This is a genomic window from Bacillus cereus group sp. BceL062 (assembly GCF_051780025.1).
GTDB lineage: Bacteria > Bacillota > Bacilli > Bacillales > Bacillaceae_G > Bacillus_A > Bacillus_A toyonensis.
Genome location: NZ_JBPWGY010000002.1, coordinates 387,860 through 408,511 on the forward strand (window position 1 = coordinate 387,860; position 20,652 = coordinate 408,511).

The window sequence follows — 20,652 nt, forward strand, 5'->3', positions numbered from 1 at the left end:
GCTTGACTATGGGACGTTATGTATTAAAACGTTTCGTGTACATGGCTTTGACATTATTTTTAATTACTACACTGACTTTCTTTTTGATGAAATTACTTCCGGGTTCTCCGCTTAAAAACCAGGAGAAGCTATCACCGGCACAAAAAGAAATCATTCTTGAAAAATACGGATTAAATGATCCGGTACCAGTTCAATACGCACGTTACTTAGGTAACTTAGCAAAAGGTGATTTAGGGGTATCATTCCAATATGATAACCGCCCAGTAACAGACATGATTGTGGATCGTATTGGACCATCAGCCCAATTAGGTTTACAAGCGATTATATTAGGGACATTTATCGGTTTAATTTTAGGTATTGTTGCCGCACTTCGTAATAATACGTGGGTGGATTATAGTGCAACAGTTATTTCGGTACTCGGAATGTCGGTACCATCATTCGTATTCGCCGCATTACTACAATATTTCGTAGGGGTAAAACTTGGTTGGTTCCCGGTAGCATTCTGGAAAGGACCAGAGTTTACTGTAATGCCTACAATTGCATTATCGATGGGAGTTATCGCAACAATCGCACGTTTCTCTCGTGCAGAATTAATTGAAGTTATGCAGTCAGACTATATTTTAACAGCGAAAGCAAAAGGAATTAGTCAAGGCGTTATCATTGTAAAACACGCACTTCGTAACGCGTTAATTCCAGTTGTAACAATTTTAGGACCAATGGTTGCGGCATTAATTACAGGAACACTTGTTATCGAGCAAATTTATGCTGTACCAGGACTTGGGGAACAATTCGTTAAATCGATTACTTTAAATGACTATACAGTTATTATGGGAACTACGATTTTCTATAGTGCAATCTTCATTTTAGTTATTTTCATTGTCGATATTTTATACGGAATTATTGATCCTCGTATTCGTTTAGCGGGAGGGAAAAAATGATGAAAGATGTACAAAAATTATCTCCAGATTTATTTCAACAAGCCAATCAAAATAATGTTGATAATGAAGTCATTGCCCGTCCAAGCTTAACGTTTTGGCAAGATGTAAGAAGACGTTTGTTCCAACATAAAGGTGCGATGCTTGGCCTTGTATTATTAGTAATCATTGCGCTATTAGCGATTTTTGGACCGATGGTAAGTAAACACTCGTATAAAGAGCAAGATTTAGGTCGTGCGAAATTACCACCAAAAATTCCAGTTATTGAAAATGTTCATTGGTTACCATTTGACGGTACAGATCAATATGGTGTTGACCAATATGAAAAACGTGATATTAAAGAGTACTTCTGGTTTGGTACAGATGATCTTGGCCGTGACTTATGGACAAGAACATGGGAAGGTACACGCGTATCATTATATATCGCTCTTTTAGCAGCAGCAATTGACTTAGTAATTGGGGTTGCATACGGAGGTATTTCAGCATTCTACGGCGGTAGAGTAGATAATATTATGCAACGTATTATGGAGATTATTAACGGTATTCCATACTTAATCATCGTTATTTTAATGGTAATCATTATGGGATCTGGTATTTGGTCAATCACACTCGCGATGGCGATTACGGGTTGGATAGGGATGTCGCGGATTGTTCGTGGACAAATCCTAAAGTTGAAAAACCAAGAATATGTATTAGCATCTCGTACATTAGGTGCAACAAATACACAATTAATTGTGAAACATTTAATTCCAAACGTAATGGGACCTATTATCGTAATGACAATGTTCACAATTCCATCAGCGGTGTTTGGTGAAGCGTTCTTAAGTTTCATTGGTTTAGGAATTCAGCCACCATTCGCGTCACTTGGTTCTCTTGTAAACGATGGATATAAGTCAATTCAAACGTATCCACACATGATGTTCATCCCTGCGGTTGTCATCAGTATGTTAATTCTAGCATTCAACTTAATGGCAGATGGATTACGCGATGCGTTAGATCCAAAAATGCGTAAGTAAACGAGGAGGGAGAAGTAAAAATGAAAACATTGTTAGAGGTAAAAGATTTACAAGTCTCCTTTGATACACATGCAGGTGAAGTACAAGCAGTGCGCGGAGTTACTTTTGATTTGAAAAAAGGGGAAACATTAGCGATTGTAGGAGAGTCTGGTTCTGGGAAATCAGTTACTTCTAAAGCGCTAATGGGGTTAATCCCAAATCCTCCAGGCCGTATTAAAAATGGAGAGATTGTATTTGACGGTCGTGATTTAACGAAATTAACGGAAAAAGAAATGCAGCAAGTTCGTGGTAAAGATATCGCAATGATTTTCCAAGATCCAATGACATCATTAAATCCAACAATGACAATTGGGAATCAAATTATGGAAGGTCTTATTAAACACCAAGGGATGAGTAGAGGAGACGCACGTAAAGTTGCGTTAGAATTAATCGACCTTGTAGGTATTCCAAATCCAGAAGCACGTTTAAAACAATATCCTCACCAATTCTCAGGTGGTATGAGACAGCGTGTAGTTATTGCGATGGCGTTAGCTTGTAACCCGAAATTATTAATTGCCGATGAGCCGACAACAGCGCTAGACGTTACGATTCAGGCGCAAATTTTAGAGCTTATGAAAGACATTCAGCAAAAGACAGAAGCAGCAATCATTTTCATTACGCATGACTTAGGTGTAGTAGCAAACGTTGCTGACCGAGTTGCGGTTATGTATGCTGGTAAAGTTGTTGAAATTGGAACTGTAGATGAAATTTTCTACAACCCAAAACATCCGTACACATGGGGCTTAATCGCATCTATGCCAAGCTTAGATGGATCAGAGGAAGAGCTATATGCGATTCCAGGAACGCCTCCTGACTTATTAAAACCGCCAAAGGGTGATGCTTTTGCACCACGTAACCCACAGGCGCTGAAAATTGATTTTGAAATGGAACCGCCTTTATTTAAAGTAAGTGATACACACTATGCGGCAACTTGGTTACTTCACGAGCAAGCACCAGAAGTAAAACCGCCGGCAGTTGTTGAAAAACGTATTCTTCAAATGAAAGCAGGTGAACAACATGACTAAACAACGTGAGAAATTAATTGAAGTAAAAAATGTAAAACAACACTTCGACGTGAGTGGTGGTGTTGTCAAAGCGGTTAATGATATTTCATTTGATATTTTCCGCGGAGAAACATTCGGGCTTGTAGGAGAATCTGGTTGTGGTAAATCAACAACTGGAAGAACGATTATTCGTTTATATGATGCAACTGCTGGTGAAGTGTTGTTCGATGGTGAAAACGTACATGGTAAGAAATCACGCGCAGAACTGAAGAAGTTCAACCGTAAAATGCAAATGATTTTCCAAGATCCATATGCATCATTAAACCCTCGTATGACAGTAGGGGATATTATTGCAGAAGGTATTGATATTCACGGATTAGCAAAAAGTAAAAAAGAACGTATGGACCGTGTTCATGAACTGTTAAACACAGTTGGTTTAAATAAAGAACACGCAAACCGTTTCCCGCACGAATTCTCGGGTGGACAACGTCAGCGTATCGGTATCGCTCGTGCGCTTGCTGTAGAACCTGAATTTATCATTGCCGATGAGCCAATCTCAGCACTTGACGTATCGATCCAGGCGCAAGTTGTAAACTTACTGAAACAGTTACAAAAAGAAAAAGGTTTAACATACTTATTCATTGCCCATGATTTATCAATGGTAAAATACATTAGTGATCGCATCGGCGTAATGTATCGTGGTCAAATCGTTGAGCTAACAACAAGTGATGAGTTATATGCGAATCCAATTCATCCATATACAAAATCACTATTATCAGCGATTCCGCTTCCAGATCCAGATTATGAGCGCAATCGTAAACGTATCGTATACGATCCATCGCAGCATGATTATGGTAATGAAGCACCAACAATGCGTGAAATTCGCCCAGGACATTTCGTATTATGTTCTGAAGCAGAGTACAAGAAATATAAAGAGATTTATCAATAATAAAAAGAGCCATTCTTCCGTTATGGAAAGATGGCTCTTTTTTATTGATAGAAAGGGTGACAGGATAGATTTGCTTTAAAATTAGTGTACCTCAATAGGTATTACTTAATTTAAACTTATAAAAAAGAATTTTTCATAAGTTTATTTCTATTTTGAAACTAGAAAACAAGTGTTTTTTTAGTAGGGAAAGCTTATTTTATTATTTTGATTGGTGAAAGAGATGGAACTAATATGTAGGTATACATCTTGATGTGTTTTTAAATATAGAAGTGTGTTCGTATAGTAAACGAAAAGATTTATAGAATCATGAAAGAGAACGGGTATCCATTAATAATAATGGGGAGGAAGTAATTTGTTGAAAAAAATTATTTTGATGTTCGTCGTTATTGGGATAGTATTCGGAGTAGGTAGTAGTTTTAATGTGTCGCATGCGTATGTAAAGATAGGTTACAAATTATCGACAAAAAACCAAGGCTTTAAGTGGGGTGACCGCTTATCAGGAAGTAGTGTAATAAAGAGTGGCTGGCAGGATGCGATTTCATCTTGGCAAAATAGTACAGCTAATGCCAAGTTCTTTTATCACGGGTCTTCGGTGCACACATTAAATTCTTGGTATGAATCCTCGTCCACATATTATGGAAGAATGATTGTTCAACTAAATAATAAAATTGTTACGAAGTTTTCTGGAGACATTAATGCAGGTAATACAAATATCACGAAATCAAATGTTGCTAAAAGTACGGCTGTTCATGAATTAGGACATGCATTAGGACTCGATCATAATACAGGGACATCTATTATGAATAGTGATAGAAATCGTACCAAAATGCATGTTCCTCAAAAAGATGATGTGAATGGTGTAAATGCAATTTATAAATGAAATTAAGGAGGGATTTATAATGAATAAAAAAATGAAATTCATTTTTTGGATAGTCCCTTTAGCAATTTTCTTAAGTATAGGGGGATATAGTATTTATTTTGGAGAAGTTGAAGATAAAACAATTTTAATAACTAAAGATTTTCCATCCACAAGTAGATTAGAAGATATGGTTAAGGAAGCCGATGTAGTTGCTATAGGAAATTATGATGGCTTTGATTCAATTTGGAATATGGCGCGTAATCCACAAGACATTAGTCAAGAAGATCAAGAAAATTATGTAGAGGGGCATTTATACAATTTTAACGTAAAGGAAGTTTTAAAAGGAGACCCCTTACAGGATAGAATGAAAATTAATTATCGATACGCAGAACAAATTGAAATCGATGATTCGAACGCTAAGGTTGTAAATGAAGACCCTCTTTATATAAAGCCAGAGATTGGAAAAAAATACATGTTGTTTTTGAAAAAAGATGAAAATATGAATCATTACTTTGGTGCAATTGAACCATTTGCTATAATGTTTGATGAAAATGATATAGCGTATTTACAGTCAAATTTATTACATGTAGACGAAGAGAGATTAAGTGTTAAAAAGAAACAGGATAACCAAACATATACTTTGAAAAATCAAGTAGATAGTAAAATAACGGATACAATTTCTAATAAAAATATTGGCGAAATAAAAATAGAAATTGCAAAGTATAACTAAGAAAAGCTGTTCCAACAAATTTGTTGGAACAGCTTTTTCTATTATTTAAAGAATCGCTGATATAAATTTTATTTGCCATCGAAGCCCTTTGGATGAAAAGATTTTTACTGTGCCTGAACAGAAACATTTTCTTCTTGCTCATTCGGTTTAACAAGTGCATAACTTTCCCATGCCCTACTTCTCCAGCGGAAGAACATAATAATTGCCCGCGTCCATTCATCGATAGCAATCGCTAGCCAAATGCCAACGAGCCCCATATCTAAATGGAAGGCGAAAAAGTAACCGAGTGGTAAACTCATTAACACCATAGAGAACGCACCAATTAAAACTGGATATTTTGCATCACCGGCTGCACGAAGGGAATTAATGATGACGATGTTCATCGTACGTCCTGTTTCGAGTAGTACACTTAGTAAAAGAACGCTTGCCCCTAGAGCGATAATATGAGGATTATCAGTAAATACCCCCATTAATTGTGTGCGGAATGTAATAACGAGAGCGACCATAAATAAAGTCACACCAATTGCCCATTGTACACTTTTCCATACACGTGTGTATGCTTCATCTTTTTCATTTCCGCCAACTAGGCGTCCCACGATAATAGCTGTTCCCATACCGATTGCAATTGCGAATAAATAAGTAAACATGGAAATGTTAGTAGCATATTGTCTAGCAGCTAACGATTCTGTTCCTAAGTAAGTTGCGTAGTACAGGAAGACAATTTGGCAAGCTTGATACATGACTTGTTCAAAAGCAGATGGAATGCCAATTTTTAAAATTTTCCCCACGTATTCTTTTGATAAGGTGAAGTAATATTGTAATTTTACACGGTATTCCATAACGCGGTATAGTAACCAGAAGAACACAATCAGTGCCAGTAGTCGACTGACAGCGGAAGAAATCGCGGCCCCTTGTACACCAAGTTCAGGGAAACCGAACTTCCCGAAAATAAGTACGTAGTTTCCAGCGATATGAATAATATTCATTCCAAGCGAAACAAACATTGCTTGCTTTGTAAAGCCGTGAACGCGGATAATTGCGGCTAACGAGTTAATAATAGCTTGAAGGAAAATGGCTCCTCCGACGATGGATAAATAGCTTTGTGCATACGTTAGTACATCGCCTTGTAAATTCATTGCCATCATCATGTGTTTTGAAAATAAAAGAAAACCAGCACTTATAACGAGTCCGACCACTAAATTTAATGTGACGGCTAATGCTGATATTTTAGATGCTTCCATAAAACGTTTGGAACCGAGGTATTGAGATACGACGATCGCAGCGCCATTCCCGATTACTTCTAGTACCAAAATAGCGATATGAAGATATTGATTCGCTGCACCAACCCCAGATACAGCATCGTCTGATAATGCACTTAACATGAAAGTATCAGCGATCCCCATCAACATAAAAAGAAAAACTTCTAGAAAAATAGGCCATGTTAATAAGAATAAACTTAATTTTTCTGTCGGCCCGTTTTTTGAGTGAATTGCTGTCATGTCCGTCCCCTCTTTACCGATATCTATTTTTAGCAAAGTGTATCGTAACATACTTTCTTATCCTTTGCACTCATTTTAACCTACATATTTTTAATATGAAGAGACCTTCATTTTATGCTAAAAAGAGAAGGATAATTATACAAAAAATATTATAAAATATAAAATTTGTTTTTCTCTGATAATTTAGAAAAGTTTAAAATTTGTTATTTCCGACACTTCAGTCGGGTAAACTGGTAATATGAAACGTTTTCAAAGATTTATTTTTTCACAGAAAATTTTAATAAGATAGAAATATAAATATACAAAAAATATATTTGTGTGTATAATATGAATTATTAGAACATATATATATTTCTTTTTGTTTGAAAATGAAAGGGCTAACATTTTTATGGAGGGTGGAAATATGAAAAAAAAGATGCCGGTTTTTGTATTATCAACGGTAGCAATGAGCATGATTTTAGGGGCATGTAGTTATCAAAAAGATGAACAATCGCAAGCGAACGCAAAAGGGGATAGCGGGAAGAGCGGTGCGAAGCAAGTTATTAACTTAATTGAAACGCAAGAAATTCCAACGATGGATCCAGCATTATCAGCTGATGCAGTTTCTTCAAGAGTAATGACTAATACGATGGAAGGCTTATACAGTTTAGGAAAAGATGATAAGCTAGTTCCAGGTGTAGCGAAGGAATTCAAAAAGTCAGAAGACGGTAAAAAATATACATTTAAATTACGTGAAGACGCAAAATGGTCAAATGGTGAGCCTGTGACGGCGAAAGATTTCGTGTACGCATGGCAAAGAGCGATTAACCCAGACACAGCTGCGAAATCAGCGTACATTATGTATGATATAAAAAATGCAGAGAAAATTAATAAAAAAGAGATGAGTCCAGACCAATTAGGCGTAAAAGCAATTGATGACTATACATTAGAAGTGGAATTAGACAATTCAATTCCATATCTTGTAGATTTAATGGTATATCCAATCTTCTATCCTGTGAATGAAAAGTTTGTAAAAGAGCAGGGGACGAAGTTTGGTTTAGAAGCAAATACAACACTATATAATGGACCGTTTACACTAAGTGATTGGCAACATGAACGTAGCTTTAAAATGACAAAGAGCCCATCTTATTGGGAAAATAAAGAAGTGAAGATTGAGGAAGTAAACTTTAATATTGTAAAAGATACGTCTACGCCAATCAATTTATATGAAACAAACGCAGTCGATCGAGCGACGTTATTAGCAGAGTTCATCGATAAATATAAAGGAAAACCAGATTTCCAAACAGTAGAAGATACATCTGTATTCTTCCTTCGTTTAAATCAAAAAGATCCAGCGTTAGCAAATAAAAATATTCGTAAAGCAATTTCTCTTGCTTTTGAACGTAAGCCGTTTGTTGACACACTATTAAATAACGGTTCTAAGCCAGCGACAGGATTAATTCCTGATAACTTCATTAAAGGACCGGATAAAAAGGACTTCCGTGCTGTAAATGGAGATATTGTAAAACCAAACGTGAAAGAAGCGAAGAAGTATTGGGAAGCTGGTAAAAAAGAGCTTGGTAAAAATGAAATCGAATTAGAGCTATTAAATGAAGACGTTGAATTATCGAAGAAAACTGGTGAATATTTAAAAGGTGAGTTAGAAAAGAATTTACCAGGTTTAACAGTGAAAATTAAACAACAACCATTTGCACAAAAACTAAAATTAGAAGATGCGGGCGATTACGTCATGTCATTCTCTGGATGGAGTGCAGACTTCCCAGATCCAGTTACATACCTTGATATGTTTGTAACGGACGGATCACAAAATAAAATGAAATATTCTAATCCGAAATATGATGAGATTATCATGAAAGCGAAGAAAGATGGAAGCGATGTAAATGCTCGTTGGAAAAACTTACTAGAAGCAGAGAAAATGTTACTTGATGATGCTGCGATTGTTCCAGTATATCAACGTGGTAGAGCATACTTACAAAGAGATTCAATTAAAAATATGTACAACCATAAATATGGTGGCGATTTAAGCTTTAAATGGGCGTCAGTAGAGAAATAAGAAAAAAGCAGGTGATTACCTGCTTTTTTTTTAATACGTACGTTTCTTATAAATACCTTTCCCACCAACTTGGTTCCATCCGGATTGTACATCCAAACTTTTGTTAACAAACTTCATTTTTTCTTTTCCGCCAAAGAGTTTTTCACCGATGCTATTTGAAATGACACCAATCAATGCTGTGATTCCGATGATGAGGGCAGCAACAGTAACAAAATCAATAAAAAAAGCAATCATTTGCAAATTCCCCCTTTGCCTGTCTGTATTTTTATTGTATGAGATAAAAGATAAAAAAGAAAGAAATGTCAGAAAAATATTTGGTTTACTTTAGAAATCGTGTAGACAGGAGGGAGAATGTTTGTTAAAATAAGAACAAATGTTCCTTTCGATTCTCATTTATATAGTCTTACATTTCTTAATTGATTTATCAAGAAAAAGTAAGAAAACGTTCTCTTTTTTTAGGTGAAATTATAGATAAATAACTATATATTATATGAAAAATCAATGGGAAGTGAGTATTAAAAGGTTTGAAGGTCATTGTTAAAGTACAGCTAAAGTGAGCGTAATCATGTTACATAGCAGTGGAATACGCGGAAGAGTTTTCTCAACTAGTAGGAAATTTACTGTATATTTCTTGCAAAATCTATTGTATAATGATTATAGAAGTTACTTATTAAAAGTAATTGTTGTTTATTATAAGTTGTTGCTTACATGAAATGCGATTTTTGTACTTTGTTATAAGACAAGTTATCGCGAAAAATTACTGAAGTTAGAATTTTAAACTGTAATTAGTACAGAATTTGTACTCTTTAAGGAGAGTGAGCTTTGTATGGTAACATTATATAGTTCTCCAAGCTGTACGTCTTGTAGAAAGGCGAAATTATGGCTAGAGGAAAATCATATTCCTTATACAGAACGTAATATTTTCTCAGATCCATTAACGATTGAGGAAATTAAAGAGATTTTACGTATGACAGAAAGCGGAACAGATGAGATTATTTCTACTCGTTCGAAAGTTTTCCAAGAATTAAATGTAAACTTAGAGTCTTTACCACTTCAAGATTTATATAAGATGATTCGTGACTATCCAGGGATTTTACGTCGTCCAATTATGATTGACGAGAAGCGTCTTCAAGTAGGTTACAATGAAGATGAAATCCGTCGTTTCTTACCACGTACAGTAAGAACGTTCCAATTACGTGAAGCACAACGTCTTGTAAATTAATTATAATAATATGAAAACCTTCTACCTATTATATAGTAGAAGGTTTTTTTTATTGTTTCACATTTCGTATGCGAACTTGTTGAACGATAATACCGATGCATAGAACAGTGAAAATGAACAAGAAAGGAATGCTTGTAGTGAAACTTGGGTTGTTATGAAAAAAGGTTGCAAGTCTGTCTTCGTGTGTAATCATCTTCCCAGCTGTATAGGCGAGTATCGCTGCTCCGCAATAAATGAGAAGTGGAAAGCGTTCCATAAGGATTAAAATAAGTTTGCTGCCCCAAATAATAATCGGAATAGAAATGAGTAACCCGATTATGACGAGTAATAATCTTCCGTGAGCTGCACCTGCAATAGCGATGACATTGTCAAACCCCATAACGAGATCCGCGAATACAATTGTACGCACAGCTTGGAATAAAGTTGTTTTCCCTTGAATAGAAGAAAGATCGTTGCTATTATCAGTTAATAAATTTACTGCAATGAATGTAAGTAAAACGCCGCCGATAAGCTGTAAAAATGGAATGTCGAGTAAGTAGACAGCTATTATTGTAAGAAGAATTCGTAGCACAATTGCTAAAAGAGTACCGATCAAAATGGCTTTATTTCGTTTTGCTTCAGGTAAATTCCGGCTAGCTAATGCAATGACAATTGCATTGTCACCACCTAATACAACATCAATACCGACAATCATTAGTACAGATGTTAAAAACTCTAAGTCCATTCGTCTGCCTCCATTTATGATGTTTTAATAAGCGAAATATATGTATGTGATGAAGAAAGTGGGAACTAAATAATCTCCTCTAATAGAAGTTTCACTTTATTATAGTGTACGGGGGAATATAGAAATGTATGTCCAAATTTTTCGTGTGTAAAGAATTGTCATAATGATATATTTATGTAGACAATCGAATAAAGATAGGCATATAACTATTTTTGTAAAATAAATCGATTTTATTTCCCTTCTGGAGAATCTTATCATAAAATGAGAGTACAAGAATCTATTGATTTGTCATATGAGTGGGGGATCCCTTCATAACAATTCTAAACAGGAAGGGAGAGTTGTATTTTGGAAATTGAAAGAATTAACGATCATACGATGAAGTTTTTTATTACGTACATTGATATAGAGGACAGAGGGTTTAATCGTGAAGAAATTTGGTATGACCGCGAACGTAGTGAAGAGCTCTTTTGGGAGATGATGGACGAAGCTCGTGATCATGATGACTTCTTTATTGATGGACCGTTATGGATTCAAGTGCAAGCAGTCGATAAAGGGATTGAAGTACTTGTCACGAAAGCCGAGCTCTCAAAGGATGGACAAAAGCTAGAGCTACCGATAGGTGTAGACAAAATTATAGACATTCCTTTAGATGAGGGTATCGAGTCATTATTCCAGCAAGAATTAGTGGAAGAGGTAGAAGAACAAACAGGAACAAACTTTAATGAAGATGGTACGTTTGGCTTTTTAATTAAGTTTAATGATTTTGAAGATGTTATTTCATTAAGTCATCGTCTTATCTTTGAAGATATAAAAGATGAGCTGTATTCATTTGATGACCGCTATTATGTATATGTGGAATTCGATGAAGTGCTACATGATGAAGAAGAAATTGATCGTATTTTAAGTATTATTTTAGAATATGGAGAAGAATCAACTTTAACAATTCATCGTGTGAGTGAGTATGGGAAACAAATTGTGAAAGAGCGTGCGCTTGAAACAATTCGCAATAATTTTCCTGCTAAAACGTAGGCCGATTTCTGTAGTATGAAATCGGCTTTTTATATGAAGAATAGGAAAGCTTTCTTAGTAAGGAGGTAAGAGATGAAAAATACGTTAAAGTTGATTTTCTTTGTTCTACTATTGTTCGCATTATTTGTTTCGTTACGTATGTTTATTGATGTAGCATTTTATTCGGATGTAATTGGGATAAAAGATGTTTCGATTTTAGGTATTATTAGTATTTTATTTACGGTATCTGCATTTTTAATTGGCTGCGTTATTTTCTTAGAAAACCGTCACCCGTCTAAAACACTTACATGGCTCATTGTGTTAGGTATTTTTCCGGTATTTGGATTCTTCGCTTATTTATTATTTGGACAAAACTTTCGGAGAAAGAGAATGTTCCAAAAGAAGGCGTTACTGGATGAACAGGCGTTTTTACAATATAAGGGGCATGAAGATTATGAAGAACGGATGTTACGTAATCATAAGCATCAAGAGCTGTTATTTCGTTTAGCGGACCGCTTAGGTGCTTTAAATATTTCATTTCAAACGGAAACGAGAACATTAACAAATGGGGATGAAACGTTTCAGGCCATTTTAGATGGATTAAAACGAGCGAAACACCACATTCATATGGAATATTACATTGTGCGTGATGATAAGCTTGGAACAGAAATTAAAGATATTTTAATACAAAAATCAAAAGAAGGCGTAGTCGTTCGGTTTTTATATGATGCGGTTGGAAGTTTTAGGTTATCGAATTCGTATATTGAGGAATTAAATGACGCAGGTGTCGAAATGATTCCGTTCTTTCCTGTGCGCTTTCCAATTTTAAACGATAAGATTAATTATCGAAACCACCGGAAAATCGTTGTTATTGATGGAAATGAAGGGTTTGTAGGTGGGTTAAATATTGGAGATGAATATTTAGGGAAGGATAAATATTTCGGTTTTTGGCGAGACACACATTTATATTTGCGTGGTGAGGCTGTTCAAAGTTTACAGCTTATTTTCCTTCAAGATTGGTTTTATATGACTGGTGAGGCAGTGCTGGCTCCAGAATATTTACAGGCAAAAGCAGTTGAAGGTGATCATTGGGGCGGAGTTCAGCTAATTGCAGGTGGACCAGATAATAAATGGGAAACGATTAAACATTTATATTTTGCAATGATCTCTTCTGCTCGGAAATCTATTTGGATTGCAACACCGTATTTCATTCCGGATGATGATATTTTATCTGCATTAAAGGTAGCGGCACTTGCTGGTATTGATGTTCGTTTATTAATGCCGAGTAAGCCTGATAAGCGCACTGTCTTTTATGCATCAAGATCATATTTCCCTGAGCTTTTAGATGCAGGAGTAAAGATATATGAATACGAAAAAGGTTTTCTTCATAGTAAAGTTGTCATCGTTGATTCTGATTTAGCTTCAATTGGGACAGCAAATATGGATATGAGAAGTTTTCATTTGAACTTTGAAGTGAATGCCTTTTTATATGATACAGATAGCATTCGAAAACTCGTTCAAGACTTTAAAGATGATTTAGAAGAATCAAGTGAAATTCATGTCGATCGTTTTCATAAAAGACGTCTTCATAGACGAATTGTTGAATCGACATATCGATTATTATCACCTTTATTATAAAAAGAGATGTCCGAAATTGGGACATCTCTTTTTTAAAAGGGATTTGTAATAAATTGTAGAATATAAGGAGCTGAAAGGGTGTGATTATAATGTTTATCGCTAAAAGAGAAAACGGAGAGAAAATTCATCTACTCTATAATCGAAATGAAGAGCTTTTACAACGTATGCGTAAAGGGGAGCGTTTCTTTTGTATAGCTTGTGGAAAGGAAGTGCAAATGAAATTAGGGAAACAAAAAAGTTGGCATTTTGCTCATAAGAAAGTGGAGTCATGCCTTGCTTTTTATGAAGCGGAATCTATATATCATATGCACGGTAAAGAATTGCTATATAGATGGTTGAAACGTCAAAATTTCCATGTGGATATAGAGCGTTACCTTCCAAAAATCCAGCAAAGACCAGATATTTTCGTAGAGAGAGCAGGTAGGGAAATTGCGATTGAATATCAATGCGCCAATCTCTCCATAGAACAACTTTCTAAACGAACATACTCGTATTGGCAAGCGGGCATTCAGGTCATCTGGATCATTGGTGGAAATCAATTAAAAAAGCAAGCTGCATATTGGATGAAATTTTCCTCACTTCTGGCTTTCTCCTTACAATCTTATCCTCAGCCATTTCTCATTTTCTTCTGTCCGAAACAAAAATCATTTATGAAATGTGCCTTTATCACTCCGTTTTCTACAAACGTCTCTTTCTCACATATTATGTATTTACCAAACGATACAACTACTTTTGAATTACTCTTTTCCCCTGTTCCTTTCCGGAAAGAAATATTAGGACAGGAATGGAAGAAGCGAAAGGACTACTTTCGGCAAAATGCCCTGTCTATTTGGAATTATAATCATAAGTCACTATTACGCCTCTTATATCAATTTAAATGTACTCCAGCGAGCTTTCCTTCTGAAATTGGTGTGCCACTCCCGTCTTCATTTGCTTTTCAAACAAATCCATTTACATGGCAAGCTTTTCTATACATGAAATGTATAGAAAAGCTTGCGGTAGGGAATTGTATTTCCCTTCAATATGTGTGTAGTTATGTAAAAAAATATACGAAAAGGCGCTTACTTCCGTACTTTTCACAACATATATGGAAAGTAGCGGTTACTGAATATATGACTTTTTTATGTTTTGTAGGCGTGTTGCGTAAAGTAGGAACTTATACGTACCGAAAAATGAGGAATATAGTTATGTTACAGACGGAGGAGGAAGTTAGGAAATATGATGAGATTTGCCTAACTTATGCGCTATCTCTATTTGAGACAAAGTTCAACATGGGAGAAGAAAAAGGGGATATAATAAAGAATGAACGTGAAGGAATTACATAAGAAAAACAGAATTGTACTTAAGTAGAGATATTTAAAGGAGGGCTTACAGAATGTCTGAACAAAATAAAGCAAAAACATTACCAGATCGCAATGAGATTGAAGAAGCAAGTACGTGGCGATTAGAAGATATTTTCCAAACAGATGCAGAATGGGAAAAAGAATTTCAAGCGATTAAAGAGTTACTACCGCAGTTAACTGAATTTAAAGGGAAGCTTGGTGACTCTGCGAACAACTTACTTGAGGCACTGCAATATGAAGATGAAATTTCAATGCGACTAGGTAAGCTATATACATATGCTCATATGCGTTACGATCAAGATACAACAAACTCTGTGTATCAAGCTTTAAATGATCGTGCGACGAATTTATATTCACAAGTATCTAGTAGCACAGCGTATATCGTACCTGAAATTTTATCTATTTCAGAAGATACACTGCAAGCATTTTTAAAAGAAAATAGAGACTTAAGTGTATATGAACATGCATTAGAAGAAATTACACGTCAACGTCCACACGTATTATCTGAGGCTGAGGAAGCTTTATTAGCGGAAGCATCTGAAGTAATGAGTTCATCAAGTAATACATTTGGTATGTTGAATAATGCGGATTTGAAATTCCCGTCTATTAAAGGCGAGGACGGAGAAGAAATAGAAATTACGCATGGTCGTTACATTCAGTTTTTAGAAAGTGATGATCGTCGTGTTCGCGAAGATGCATTCAAAGCTGTATTTGAAACGTATGGGAAATTTAAGAACACATTTGCAAGTACGTTAAGCGGAGCAGTGAAACGTAATAATTTCAATGCACGTATTCGTAAATATGACTCTGCTCGCCAAGCTGCATTGAGCAATAATAATATTCCTGAAGCAGTTTACGATCAACTTGTTGAAACGGTAAATGATCACTTACATTTATTGCACCGTTACATCGATATTCGAAAGCGTGCGCTAGGACTTGATGAACTTCATATGTACGATTTATATACACCACTTGTACAAGAAGTGAAAATGAATGTGAAATATGAAGAAGCACAAGACATGTTATTAAAATCTTTAAACGTACTTGGTGATGAGTATGTTGAAATTTTGAAAGAAGCATATGAAAATCGCTGGGTAGATGTGTATGAGAATAAAGGAAAACGAAGCGGAGCATATTCATCTGGTGCATACGGAACAAATCCTTATATTTTAATGAACTGGCATGATAATGTAAATAATTTATTTACACTTGCTCATGAGTTTGGTCATTCTGTGCATAGTTATTACACAAGAAAGACACAGCCGCACGTATACGGTGATTATTCAATCTTCGTTGCAGAGGTAGCGTCAACTTGTAATGAAGCGCTTCTAAATGATTATTTATTAAAAACGACAGAAGATAAAAAAGAGCGCCTATATTTATTAAATCATTATTTAGAAGGATTCCGTGGTACTGTATTCCGTCAAACGATGTTCGCAGAGTTTGAGCATATTATTCATAAGAAAGTACAAGAAGGACATGCTGTTACGCCAGATATGTTAACGGAGATCTACTACGATTTAAATAAGAAATATTTCGGTGACGCTTTAGTAATTGACGAAGAAATTGGGTTAGAATGGTCTCGCATTCCGCACTTCTACTACAACTATTACGTATATCAATATGCAACAGGATTTAGTGCAGCAACGGCTCTATCTAAACAGATTTTAGAAGAAGGGCAACCAGCGGTAGAACGTTACATTAATGAATTCTTAAAAGCAGGAAGCTCTGATTATCCAATTGAAGTGCTGAAAAAAGCAGGAGTTGATATGGCATCTCCTGAACCAGTGAAAGAGGCACTACAAGTATTTGAAGAGAAATTAAATGAATTAGAAGCGTTATTATTTGAAGAAAAGTAATGAGAAAAGACGAGGGATTTTATCCTCGTCTTTTTTGTTTAAAAATATAATTTGTCGATATTTGTCGAAATAAAAATCGATTTTCCTTACTATTTCTAAATTTGAAGACAGTTTTATAGTTAATTTTTGAATTCAAAATCCTTTAAATCGTTTTCTATGGTTGAAATAAGAGAGAGCGATGACGATGACTCCGAATAAAAGAGGAAAGGCGATAATTTTAGGAAAAGCTTGTAATAGAGAGAGAATGTACAAGAAAAAAGAAACAAGGACACATGAAAAAATTAGTAAAATATAGGATTTCTTTATGAAAAACACCTCCTAAAGGGCTTTTATATAGCTTATTCAAAAATGAAAACGTTTAGAATGTGACAAAAGTGTGAAATTCGACAAAAGGGGTTGTCATCTGACGTCGAATCTTGTAATATAATAAGCGTGAACGAATTCACATACAAACATATACCCCTTTGTTTGAACGTGAAAATTTCTCCCATCCCCTTTAATATTTTTATAAGCCGTAAAGAAAAAGACCTGGTGTTTACACCAGGTCTTTTTCTATTGCTATCCATTTCCAATAACGCTCACATTTTACGTCAATCATTTGTACTTTGCGTTTCAGTTGTAATTTTTTTAGTTCGCGCTCGATCTCTTGTTGCGAGCAGTCATATATAAATGCTACTTCTTTTGAAGATATAAATTGCGTTGCTTCTAGTAACATTTCTAAAGGCGGTAATGGTTCTGGCTCGATTTCACATTTTACGAGCTCTTTTAATAATTGTACGTATACATCATAGGAATAAGTTCCAGCGATTTTAATACCTTCTTCATCTGAGTTCGCATGAAAAAAGACGAGGGAAGGTATTTCTGTAATATGCATTTCATTTGTGAATTTTAAGTCACATTGGAAAGCTTTTTTTGCGCTGGCGGAATGTAGATCTTTTTTAAATTCTTCTACATCAATATTGCTATCTTTTGCACATGCAAGCAATAATTCGCAGTCAGGGTTTGATACATTTTCAAGGAAAATGTATTCTTGGAGTTTTCGCAAAAACTTCGAACCTGCTTTTCGGCCTTGTAACTCCGCTGCCTTAATTGCCATCGAAACTAAATATGGTGTTGATGATGCCTCTTGCATATGTACTTTTCCATCACATGAAAAACCTTGTAAACTTGTCGTCTTTTCCCACACAAATCGAATATTAGCAGGTTTATTCCATTTGTGTGAGGAAGCGTTCGTTCCGTCCACTTTTCCAGTTACAATATGACGAATAGAGAAGTATTTCCCGTATTCAAGCCATAGTTTAATAATAAAGGGTTCAATTTCCCAGCAATCTTTACAAAGTGGATCAATAAATAAATATGCTTCTACAGACTTATGCTCACATGCGGAAGGAGATGGCATATTGATATGCTTTGCTTCCTGTTTATCCATTATATTTCACCTGTTTCGTTTGGAGTATTAACCATATGCTGAGCAGTTAATGCTAAACGTTCAAAAACGAACTCTCTTATATGACCGTGCACTCCTGTGTCATCCATTGCTTGCTCCATACATGATAGCCAAGCCTCTGCTCGTTTTGGCGTAATCTCAAACGGAAGATGGCGTGCTCTTAACATAGGATGACCATGTTCTTCAGTGTACAAATTAGGACCACCTAAATATTGTGTTAAAAATTGTTTTTGCTTCCTAGCTGTTTCTGTTAAATCATCCGGGAAGATGGGAGATAAGTCAGGGTGTTTACTGACATAGGAATAAAATGTGTCTACTAATATTGCAATGCATTGTTCACCGCCAATTGCTTCAAATGGTGTCATCGGTTGCTTGCTCATCCTTTATAAACTCCTTTTTCCATGAAATGTATATCTATTGTAGCAATGGAATGTTCGAGAGGGCAAATAAACAGCCTTCCTAACATCCTTTGCTTCTTCTACAGGTGTAAATGAATCTTTTACTTTTTAAGAAGTGAGATGTATCCACTAGTAGAACGGATTCACTAGTGGAATTTTCACTTTAGCGTGCTTTGTTTTGTTTGGCAAGGAAAAAGCGTTTTACTTTGTTATTTGTATGGCGGACTGGTACGTTATGCTGTGTTAATAAATGAATAAATGCAGCTTTTCCTGTTTCTTCGTCTTGCACTTCATATTCAATTTCATAATCATCGTGATTGTAATAGAAACTATGATCAAAGACAAGCGTTCCGCCTTCAAATAATGTTTCAGCTCTTTCAGTTGTTAAACTGCCCATATAAGTTAAAGCGGAAACAGGAATTTGTAATTTGTGTAGTTGATCTACTACAGCACCTTGAATGATTGTGTTTGTTTCCATCATCATTTTTGCTTCGGCCTCGGTTACAACTTGATGCGTTTCTAACAAGCCGATTTCTGCAGGTTGTTTTAACGTTAATGTATAAGTTTCCCCTTTATGACGAATACGAAGTGCAGAACCAGCTTCTTTTAATGAAAAGTCGGGCGTTTCAAAGTAGTGATTCACTTGTTTCGTGAAAGCTACAATAGAAAAAGATTTGCATAATGATTGGAATTCTTCTTCTGTAACGATATTTTTAAATTCAATTTCAATTTCTTGTGTCATTGTATGCGCTCCTTTTGAAAAATAATTCTTTACACATTATCGCTTTTTCACAAATTTGGTTCAATGTTTTATTTGTTTGCGTCCATGTTATGATACAATAATACTGTTAAGTAAGACAGGAAGTTGAGATGGAGGAGTTCGAGCATGCAAAATAAAATTCAAGTAAAGAGCGTAGAAATGAGAGAGAATGCGCTTATTTTTTGTGCGGAAAATACTGAAATAGAGGTAAAGGAGTTAAGTGCGCGTAACCACGTACTTGTAGACTCAGACAATTTATCATTTTTATATATCTTAGAAAACGAATCATCTTTCATATATGTAAGTATTCCGCATACATGCTGGGAAGCAATGCGTGAAGCGATGAATAAAGATACAGCGATGTTTATTCAAGTGAATGATGTTGAAATGGAATTAGAAGGTTTAAAAGAAGAAGTAGAATATTTAGTTGAAAATATTGAAGGTAATGCAAATTACGGAGAAGAACTAGTAACTGCTGTAGAAAAAGTATTTCTATAAGCAAATGGATTGATTTTGGTGGTGGTTGAAATGAATCGAAATTGGGAAGAATTTTTAGCACCTTACCATCAAGCGGTGGCAGAGCTGAAAGTGAAACTAAAAGGAATGCGTACTCAATTTGCAATGTTAACAGAGCATTCTCCAATTGAGTTTGTAACAGGAAGGGTAAAGTCGGTTGCAAGTATCATTGATAAAGCGGAGAAGAGAAATGTACCGCTAGACCGGCTCAGAGAAGATATGCAGGATATCGCGGGCCTTCGAATGATGTGTCAATTTGTTGATGAGATTAAGCCTGTTGTAGAATATCTTCGAAAACGAAATGACTTTGAAATCGTGGAAGAGCGTGATTATGTTACGCAAAAGAAAGATAGCGGTTACCGCTCTTATCACGTTGTTATTAGTTATCCTGTTCAAACGATTCAAGGGGAACAAAAAGTATTGGTAGAAATCCAAATACGCACGCTAGCAATGAACTTTTGGGCAACAATTGAGCATTCTTTGAATTATAAATATAGTGGGCGTTTTCCTGAAGATATTAAAATACGCTTGCAACGTGCAGCGGAAGCGGCGTTTTTATTGGATGAAGAAATGTCTTCTATTCGTCTTGAAATTCAAGAAGCACAAAAGGCTTTTTCAAGAAAGCAAGAAACGAAAGATTCCGAATCATAAAC

At 35.5% G+C, this 20,652-nt stretch carries 20 protein-coding genes; 14 read left to right on the top strand and 6 right to left on the bottom strand.

Annotated features, from left to right (window positions below; translation table 11 throughout):
* The first annotated feature begins 8 nt into the window (after window positions 1-8).
* From opp3b to ACS2MN_RS07230, 6 genes are all read left to right on the top strand, one after another.
* A complete protein-coding gene (gene opp3b / locus ACS2MN_RS07205) occupies window positions 9-938 on the top strand; it encodes an oligopeptide ABC transporter permease (protein WP_000534168.1) in 930 nt (309 codons plus the stop codon).
* Window positions 935-1,951, top strand: coding sequence for an oligopeptide ABC transporter permease (opp3C, locus tag ACS2MN_RS07210; protein ID WP_000974107.1), 1,017 nt, complete (start codon window positions 935-937; stop codon window positions 1,949-1,951). Before opp3b ends, opp3C begins: the two co-directional genes overlap by 4 nt.
* 20 nt (window positions 1,952-1,971) lie before the next feature.
* Complete coding sequence (locus ACS2MN_RS07215) at window positions 1,972-3,015, top strand: ABC transporter ATP-binding protein (RefSeq protein WP_000854341.1); 1,044 nt, start codon at window positions 1,972-1,974, stop codon at window positions 3,013-3,015.
* Window positions 3,008-3,943 carry an ABC transporter ATP-binding protein gene (locus ACS2MN_RS07220; protein ID WP_000166337.1) on the top strand — a complete coding sequence of 312 codons (936 nt, stop codon included), beginning with the start codon at window positions 3,008-3,010 and terminating at the stop codon, window positions 3,941-3,943. The genes ACS2MN_RS07215 and ACS2MN_RS07220 overlap by 8 nt, the downstream gene beginning before the upstream one ends.
* A 373-nt stretch (window positions 3,944-4,316) precedes the next feature.
* Window positions 4,317-4,823: a matrixin family metalloprotease gene (locus tag ACS2MN_RS07225; RefSeq protein ID WP_015000231.1), complete on the top strand. Its 507-nt coding sequence runs from the start codon at window positions 4,317-4,319 to the stop codon at window positions 4,821-4,823.
* A gap of 19 nt (window positions 4,824-4,842) precedes the next feature.
* Window positions 4,843-5,532: a cardiolipin synthase gene (locus tag ACS2MN_RS07230; RefSeq protein ID WP_088055472.1), complete on the top strand. Its 690-nt coding sequence runs from the start codon at window positions 4,843-4,845 to the stop codon at window positions 5,530-5,532.
* Window positions 5,533-5,636: 104 nt separating this feature from the next.
* On the opposite strand, the gene ACS2MN_RS07235 is transcribed toward ACS2MN_RS07230, so the two are convergent.
* Window positions 5,637-7,082, bottom strand: a complete 1,446-nt coding sequence (locus ACS2MN_RS07235) for an MATE family efflux transporter (protein WP_002156289.1) — start codon at window positions 7,080-7,082, stop codon at window positions 5,637-5,639.
* Between the two features lie 352 nt (window positions 7,083-7,434).
* Between ACS2MN_RS07235 and ACS2MN_RS07240 the strand changes: the two genes are divergently transcribed.
* Window positions 7,435-9,084: a peptide ABC transporter substrate-binding protein gene (locus tag ACS2MN_RS07240; RefSeq protein ID WP_000728607.1), complete on the top strand. Its 1,650-nt coding sequence runs from the start codon at window positions 7,435-7,437 to the stop codon at window positions 9,082-9,084.
* A 30-nt stretch (window positions 9,085-9,114) separates the two neighbouring features.
* Here ACS2MN_RS07240 and ACS2MN_RS07245 read toward each other — a convergent pair whose 3' ends face one another.
* Window positions 9,115-9,318, bottom strand: a complete 204-nt coding sequence (locus ACS2MN_RS07245; protein WP_000559975.1) for a hypothetical protein — start codon at window positions 9,316-9,318, stop codon at window positions 9,115-9,117.
* Between the two features lie 592 nt (window positions 9,319-9,910).
* On the opposite strand from ACS2MN_RS07245, the gene spx reads away from it, so the two are divergent.
* Window positions 9,911-10,306: a transcriptional regulator Spx gene (gene spx, locus ACS2MN_RS07250; protein WP_000258267.1), complete on the top strand. Its 396-nt coding sequence runs from the start codon at window positions 9,911-9,913 to the stop codon at window positions 10,304-10,306.
* A gap of 49 nt (window positions 10,307-10,355) precedes the next feature.
* On the opposite strand, the gene ACS2MN_RS07255 is transcribed toward spx, so the two are convergent.
* On the bottom strand, window positions 10,356-11,030 hold the full coding sequence (locus ACS2MN_RS07255) for a TerC family protein (protein ID WP_000362596.1): 675 nt from the start codon (window positions 11,028-11,030) through the stop codon (window positions 10,356-10,358).
* Between the two features lie 345 nt (window positions 11,031-11,375).
* Between ACS2MN_RS07255 and mecA the strand changes: the two genes are divergently transcribed.
* From mecA to pepF, 4 genes are all read left to right on the top strand, one after another.
* Window positions 11,376-12,059 carry an adaptor protein MecA gene (gene mecA, locus ACS2MN_RS07260; protein ID WP_000402125.1) on the top strand — a complete coding sequence of 228 codons (684 nt, stop codon included), beginning with the start codon at window positions 11,376-11,378 and terminating at the stop codon, window positions 12,057-12,059.
* A gap of 72 nt (window positions 12,060-12,131) precedes the next feature.
* The gene (locus ACS2MN_RS07265) at window positions 12,132-13,676 is read left to right on the top strand and encodes a cardiolipin synthase (protein ID WP_000799211.1); all 1,545 of its coding nucleotides are present in this window, start codon (window positions 12,132-12,134) and stop codon (window positions 13,674-13,676) included.
* 80 nt (window positions 13,677-13,756) lie between these two features.
* Entirely contained in the window at window positions 13,757-15,001 is a 1,245-nt protein-coding gene (locus tag ACS2MN_RS07270) for a competence protein CoiA (protein ID WP_438894675.1), read from the top strand.
* A gap of 50 nt (window positions 15,002-15,051) precedes the next feature.
* On the top strand, window positions 15,052-16,878 hold the full coding sequence (pepF, locus tag ACS2MN_RS07275) for an oligoendopeptidase F (protein WP_000003362.1): 1,827 nt from the start codon (window positions 15,052-15,054) through the stop codon (window positions 16,876-16,878).
* Between the two features lie 535 nt (window positions 16,879-17,413).
* On the opposite strand, the gene ACS2MN_RS07280 is transcribed toward pepF, so the two are convergent.
* The 3 genes from ACS2MN_RS07280 to ACS2MN_RS07290 form a co-directional block, all read right to left on the bottom strand.
* A complete protein-coding gene (locus tag ACS2MN_RS07280) occupies window positions 17,414-18,307 on the bottom strand; it encodes a ClpXP adapter SpxH family protein (RefSeq protein WP_000360648.1) in 894 nt (297 codons plus the stop codon).
* On the bottom strand, window positions 18,307-18,705 hold the full coding sequence (locus tag ACS2MN_RS07285; RefSeq protein ID WP_000043381.1) for a globin domain-containing protein: 399 nt from the start codon (window positions 18,703-18,705) through the stop codon (window positions 18,307-18,309). The genes ACS2MN_RS07280 and ACS2MN_RS07285 overlap by 1 nt, the downstream gene beginning before the upstream one ends.
* Before the next feature lie 181 nt (window positions 18,706-18,886).
* A complete protein-coding gene (locus tag ACS2MN_RS07290; RefSeq protein WP_087950753.1) occupies window positions 18,887-19,465 on the bottom strand; it encodes a CYTH domain-containing protein in 579 nt (192 codons plus the stop codon).
* 144 nt (window positions 19,466-19,609) lie between these two features.
* Between ACS2MN_RS07290 and ACS2MN_RS07295 the strand changes: the two genes are divergently transcribed.
* Together ACS2MN_RS07295 and ACS2MN_RS07300 are read left to right on the top strand one after the other, a co-directional pair.
* A complete protein-coding gene (locus tag ACS2MN_RS07295; RefSeq protein WP_001180013.1) occupies window positions 19,610-19,981 on the top strand; it encodes a hypothetical protein in 372 nt (123 codons plus the stop codon).
* A 30-nt stretch (window positions 19,982-20,011) separates the two neighbouring features.
* Window positions 20,012-20,650, top strand: coding sequence for a GTP pyrophosphokinase (locus ACS2MN_RS07300; RefSeq protein ID WP_001081482.1), 639 nt, complete (start codon window positions 20,012-20,014; stop codon window positions 20,648-20,650).
* The last annotated feature ends 2 nt before the right edge of the window (window positions 20,651-20,652 follow it).

Excerpts from the sequence above, each read along its gene's own strand:
- opp3b (WP_000534168.1), top strand. The coding sequence starts at position 9 with ATGGGACGTTATGTATTAAAACGTTTCGTGTACATGGCTTTGACATTA.
- opp3C (WP_000974107.1), top strand. The coding sequence starts at position 935 with ATGATGAAAGATGTACAAAAATTATCTCCAGATTTATTTCAACAAGCC.
- ACS2MN_RS07215 (WP_000854341.1), top strand. The coding sequence starts at position 1,972 with ATGAAAACATTGTTAGAGGTAAAAGATTTACAAGTCTCCTTTGATACA.
- ACS2MN_RS07220 (WP_000166337.1), top strand. The coding sequence starts at position 3,008 with ATGACTAAACAACGTGAGAAATTAATTGAAGTAAAAAATGTAAAACAA.
- ACS2MN_RS07225 (WP_015000231.1), top strand. The coding sequence starts at position 4,317 with ATGTTCGTCGTTATTGGGATAGTATTCGGAGTAGGTAGTAGTTTTAAT.
- ACS2MN_RS07230 (WP_088055472.1), top strand. The coding sequence starts at position 4,843 with ATGAATAAAAAAATGAAATTCATTTTTTGGATAGTCCCTTTAGCAATT.
- ACS2MN_RS07235 (WP_002156289.1), bottom strand. The coding sequence starts at position 7,082 with ATGTTACGATACACTTTGCTAAAAATAGATATCGGTAAAGAGGGGACG.
- ACS2MN_RS07240 (WP_000728607.1), top strand. The coding sequence starts at position 7,435 with ATGAAAAAAAAGATGCCGGTTTTTGTATTATCAACGGTAGCAATGAGC.
- ACS2MN_RS07245 (WP_000559975.1), bottom strand. The coding sequence starts at position 9,318 with ATGATTGCTTTTTTTATTGATTTTGTTACTGTTGCTGCCCTCATCATC.
- spx (WP_000258267.1), top strand. The coding sequence starts at position 9,911 with ATGGTAACATTATATAGTTCTCCAAGCTGTACGTCTTGTAGAAAGGCG.
- ACS2MN_RS07255 (WP_000362596.1), bottom strand. The coding sequence starts at position 11,030 with ATGGACTTAGAGTTTTTAACATCTGTACTAATGATTGTCGGTATTGAT.
- ACS2MN_RS07265 (WP_000799211.1), top strand. The coding sequence starts at position 12,132 with ATGAAAAATACGTTAAAGTTGATTTTCTTTGTTCTACTATTGTTCGCA.
- pepF (WP_000003362.1), top strand. The coding sequence starts at position 15,052 with ATGTCTGAACAAAATAAAGCAAAAACATTACCAGATCGCAATGAGATT.
- ACS2MN_RS07280 (WP_000360648.1), bottom strand. The coding sequence starts at position 18,307 with ATGGATAAACAGGAAGCAAAGCATATCAATATGCCATCTCCTTCCGCA.
- ACS2MN_RS07285 (WP_000043381.1), bottom strand. The coding sequence starts at position 18,705 with ATGAGCAAGCAACCGATGACACCATTTGAAGCAATTGGCGGTGAACAA.
- ACS2MN_RS07290 (WP_087950753.1), bottom strand. The coding sequence starts at position 19,465 with ATGACACAAGAAATTGAAATTGAATTTAAAAATATCGTTACAGAAGAA.
- ACS2MN_RS07295 (WP_001180013.1), top strand. The coding sequence starts at position 19,610 with ATGCAAAATAAAATTCAAGTAAAGAGCGTAGAAATGAGAGAGAATGCG.
- ACS2MN_RS07300 (WP_001081482.1), top strand. The coding sequence starts at position 20,012 with ATGAATCGAAATTGGGAAGAATTTTTAGCACCTTACCATCAAGCGGTG.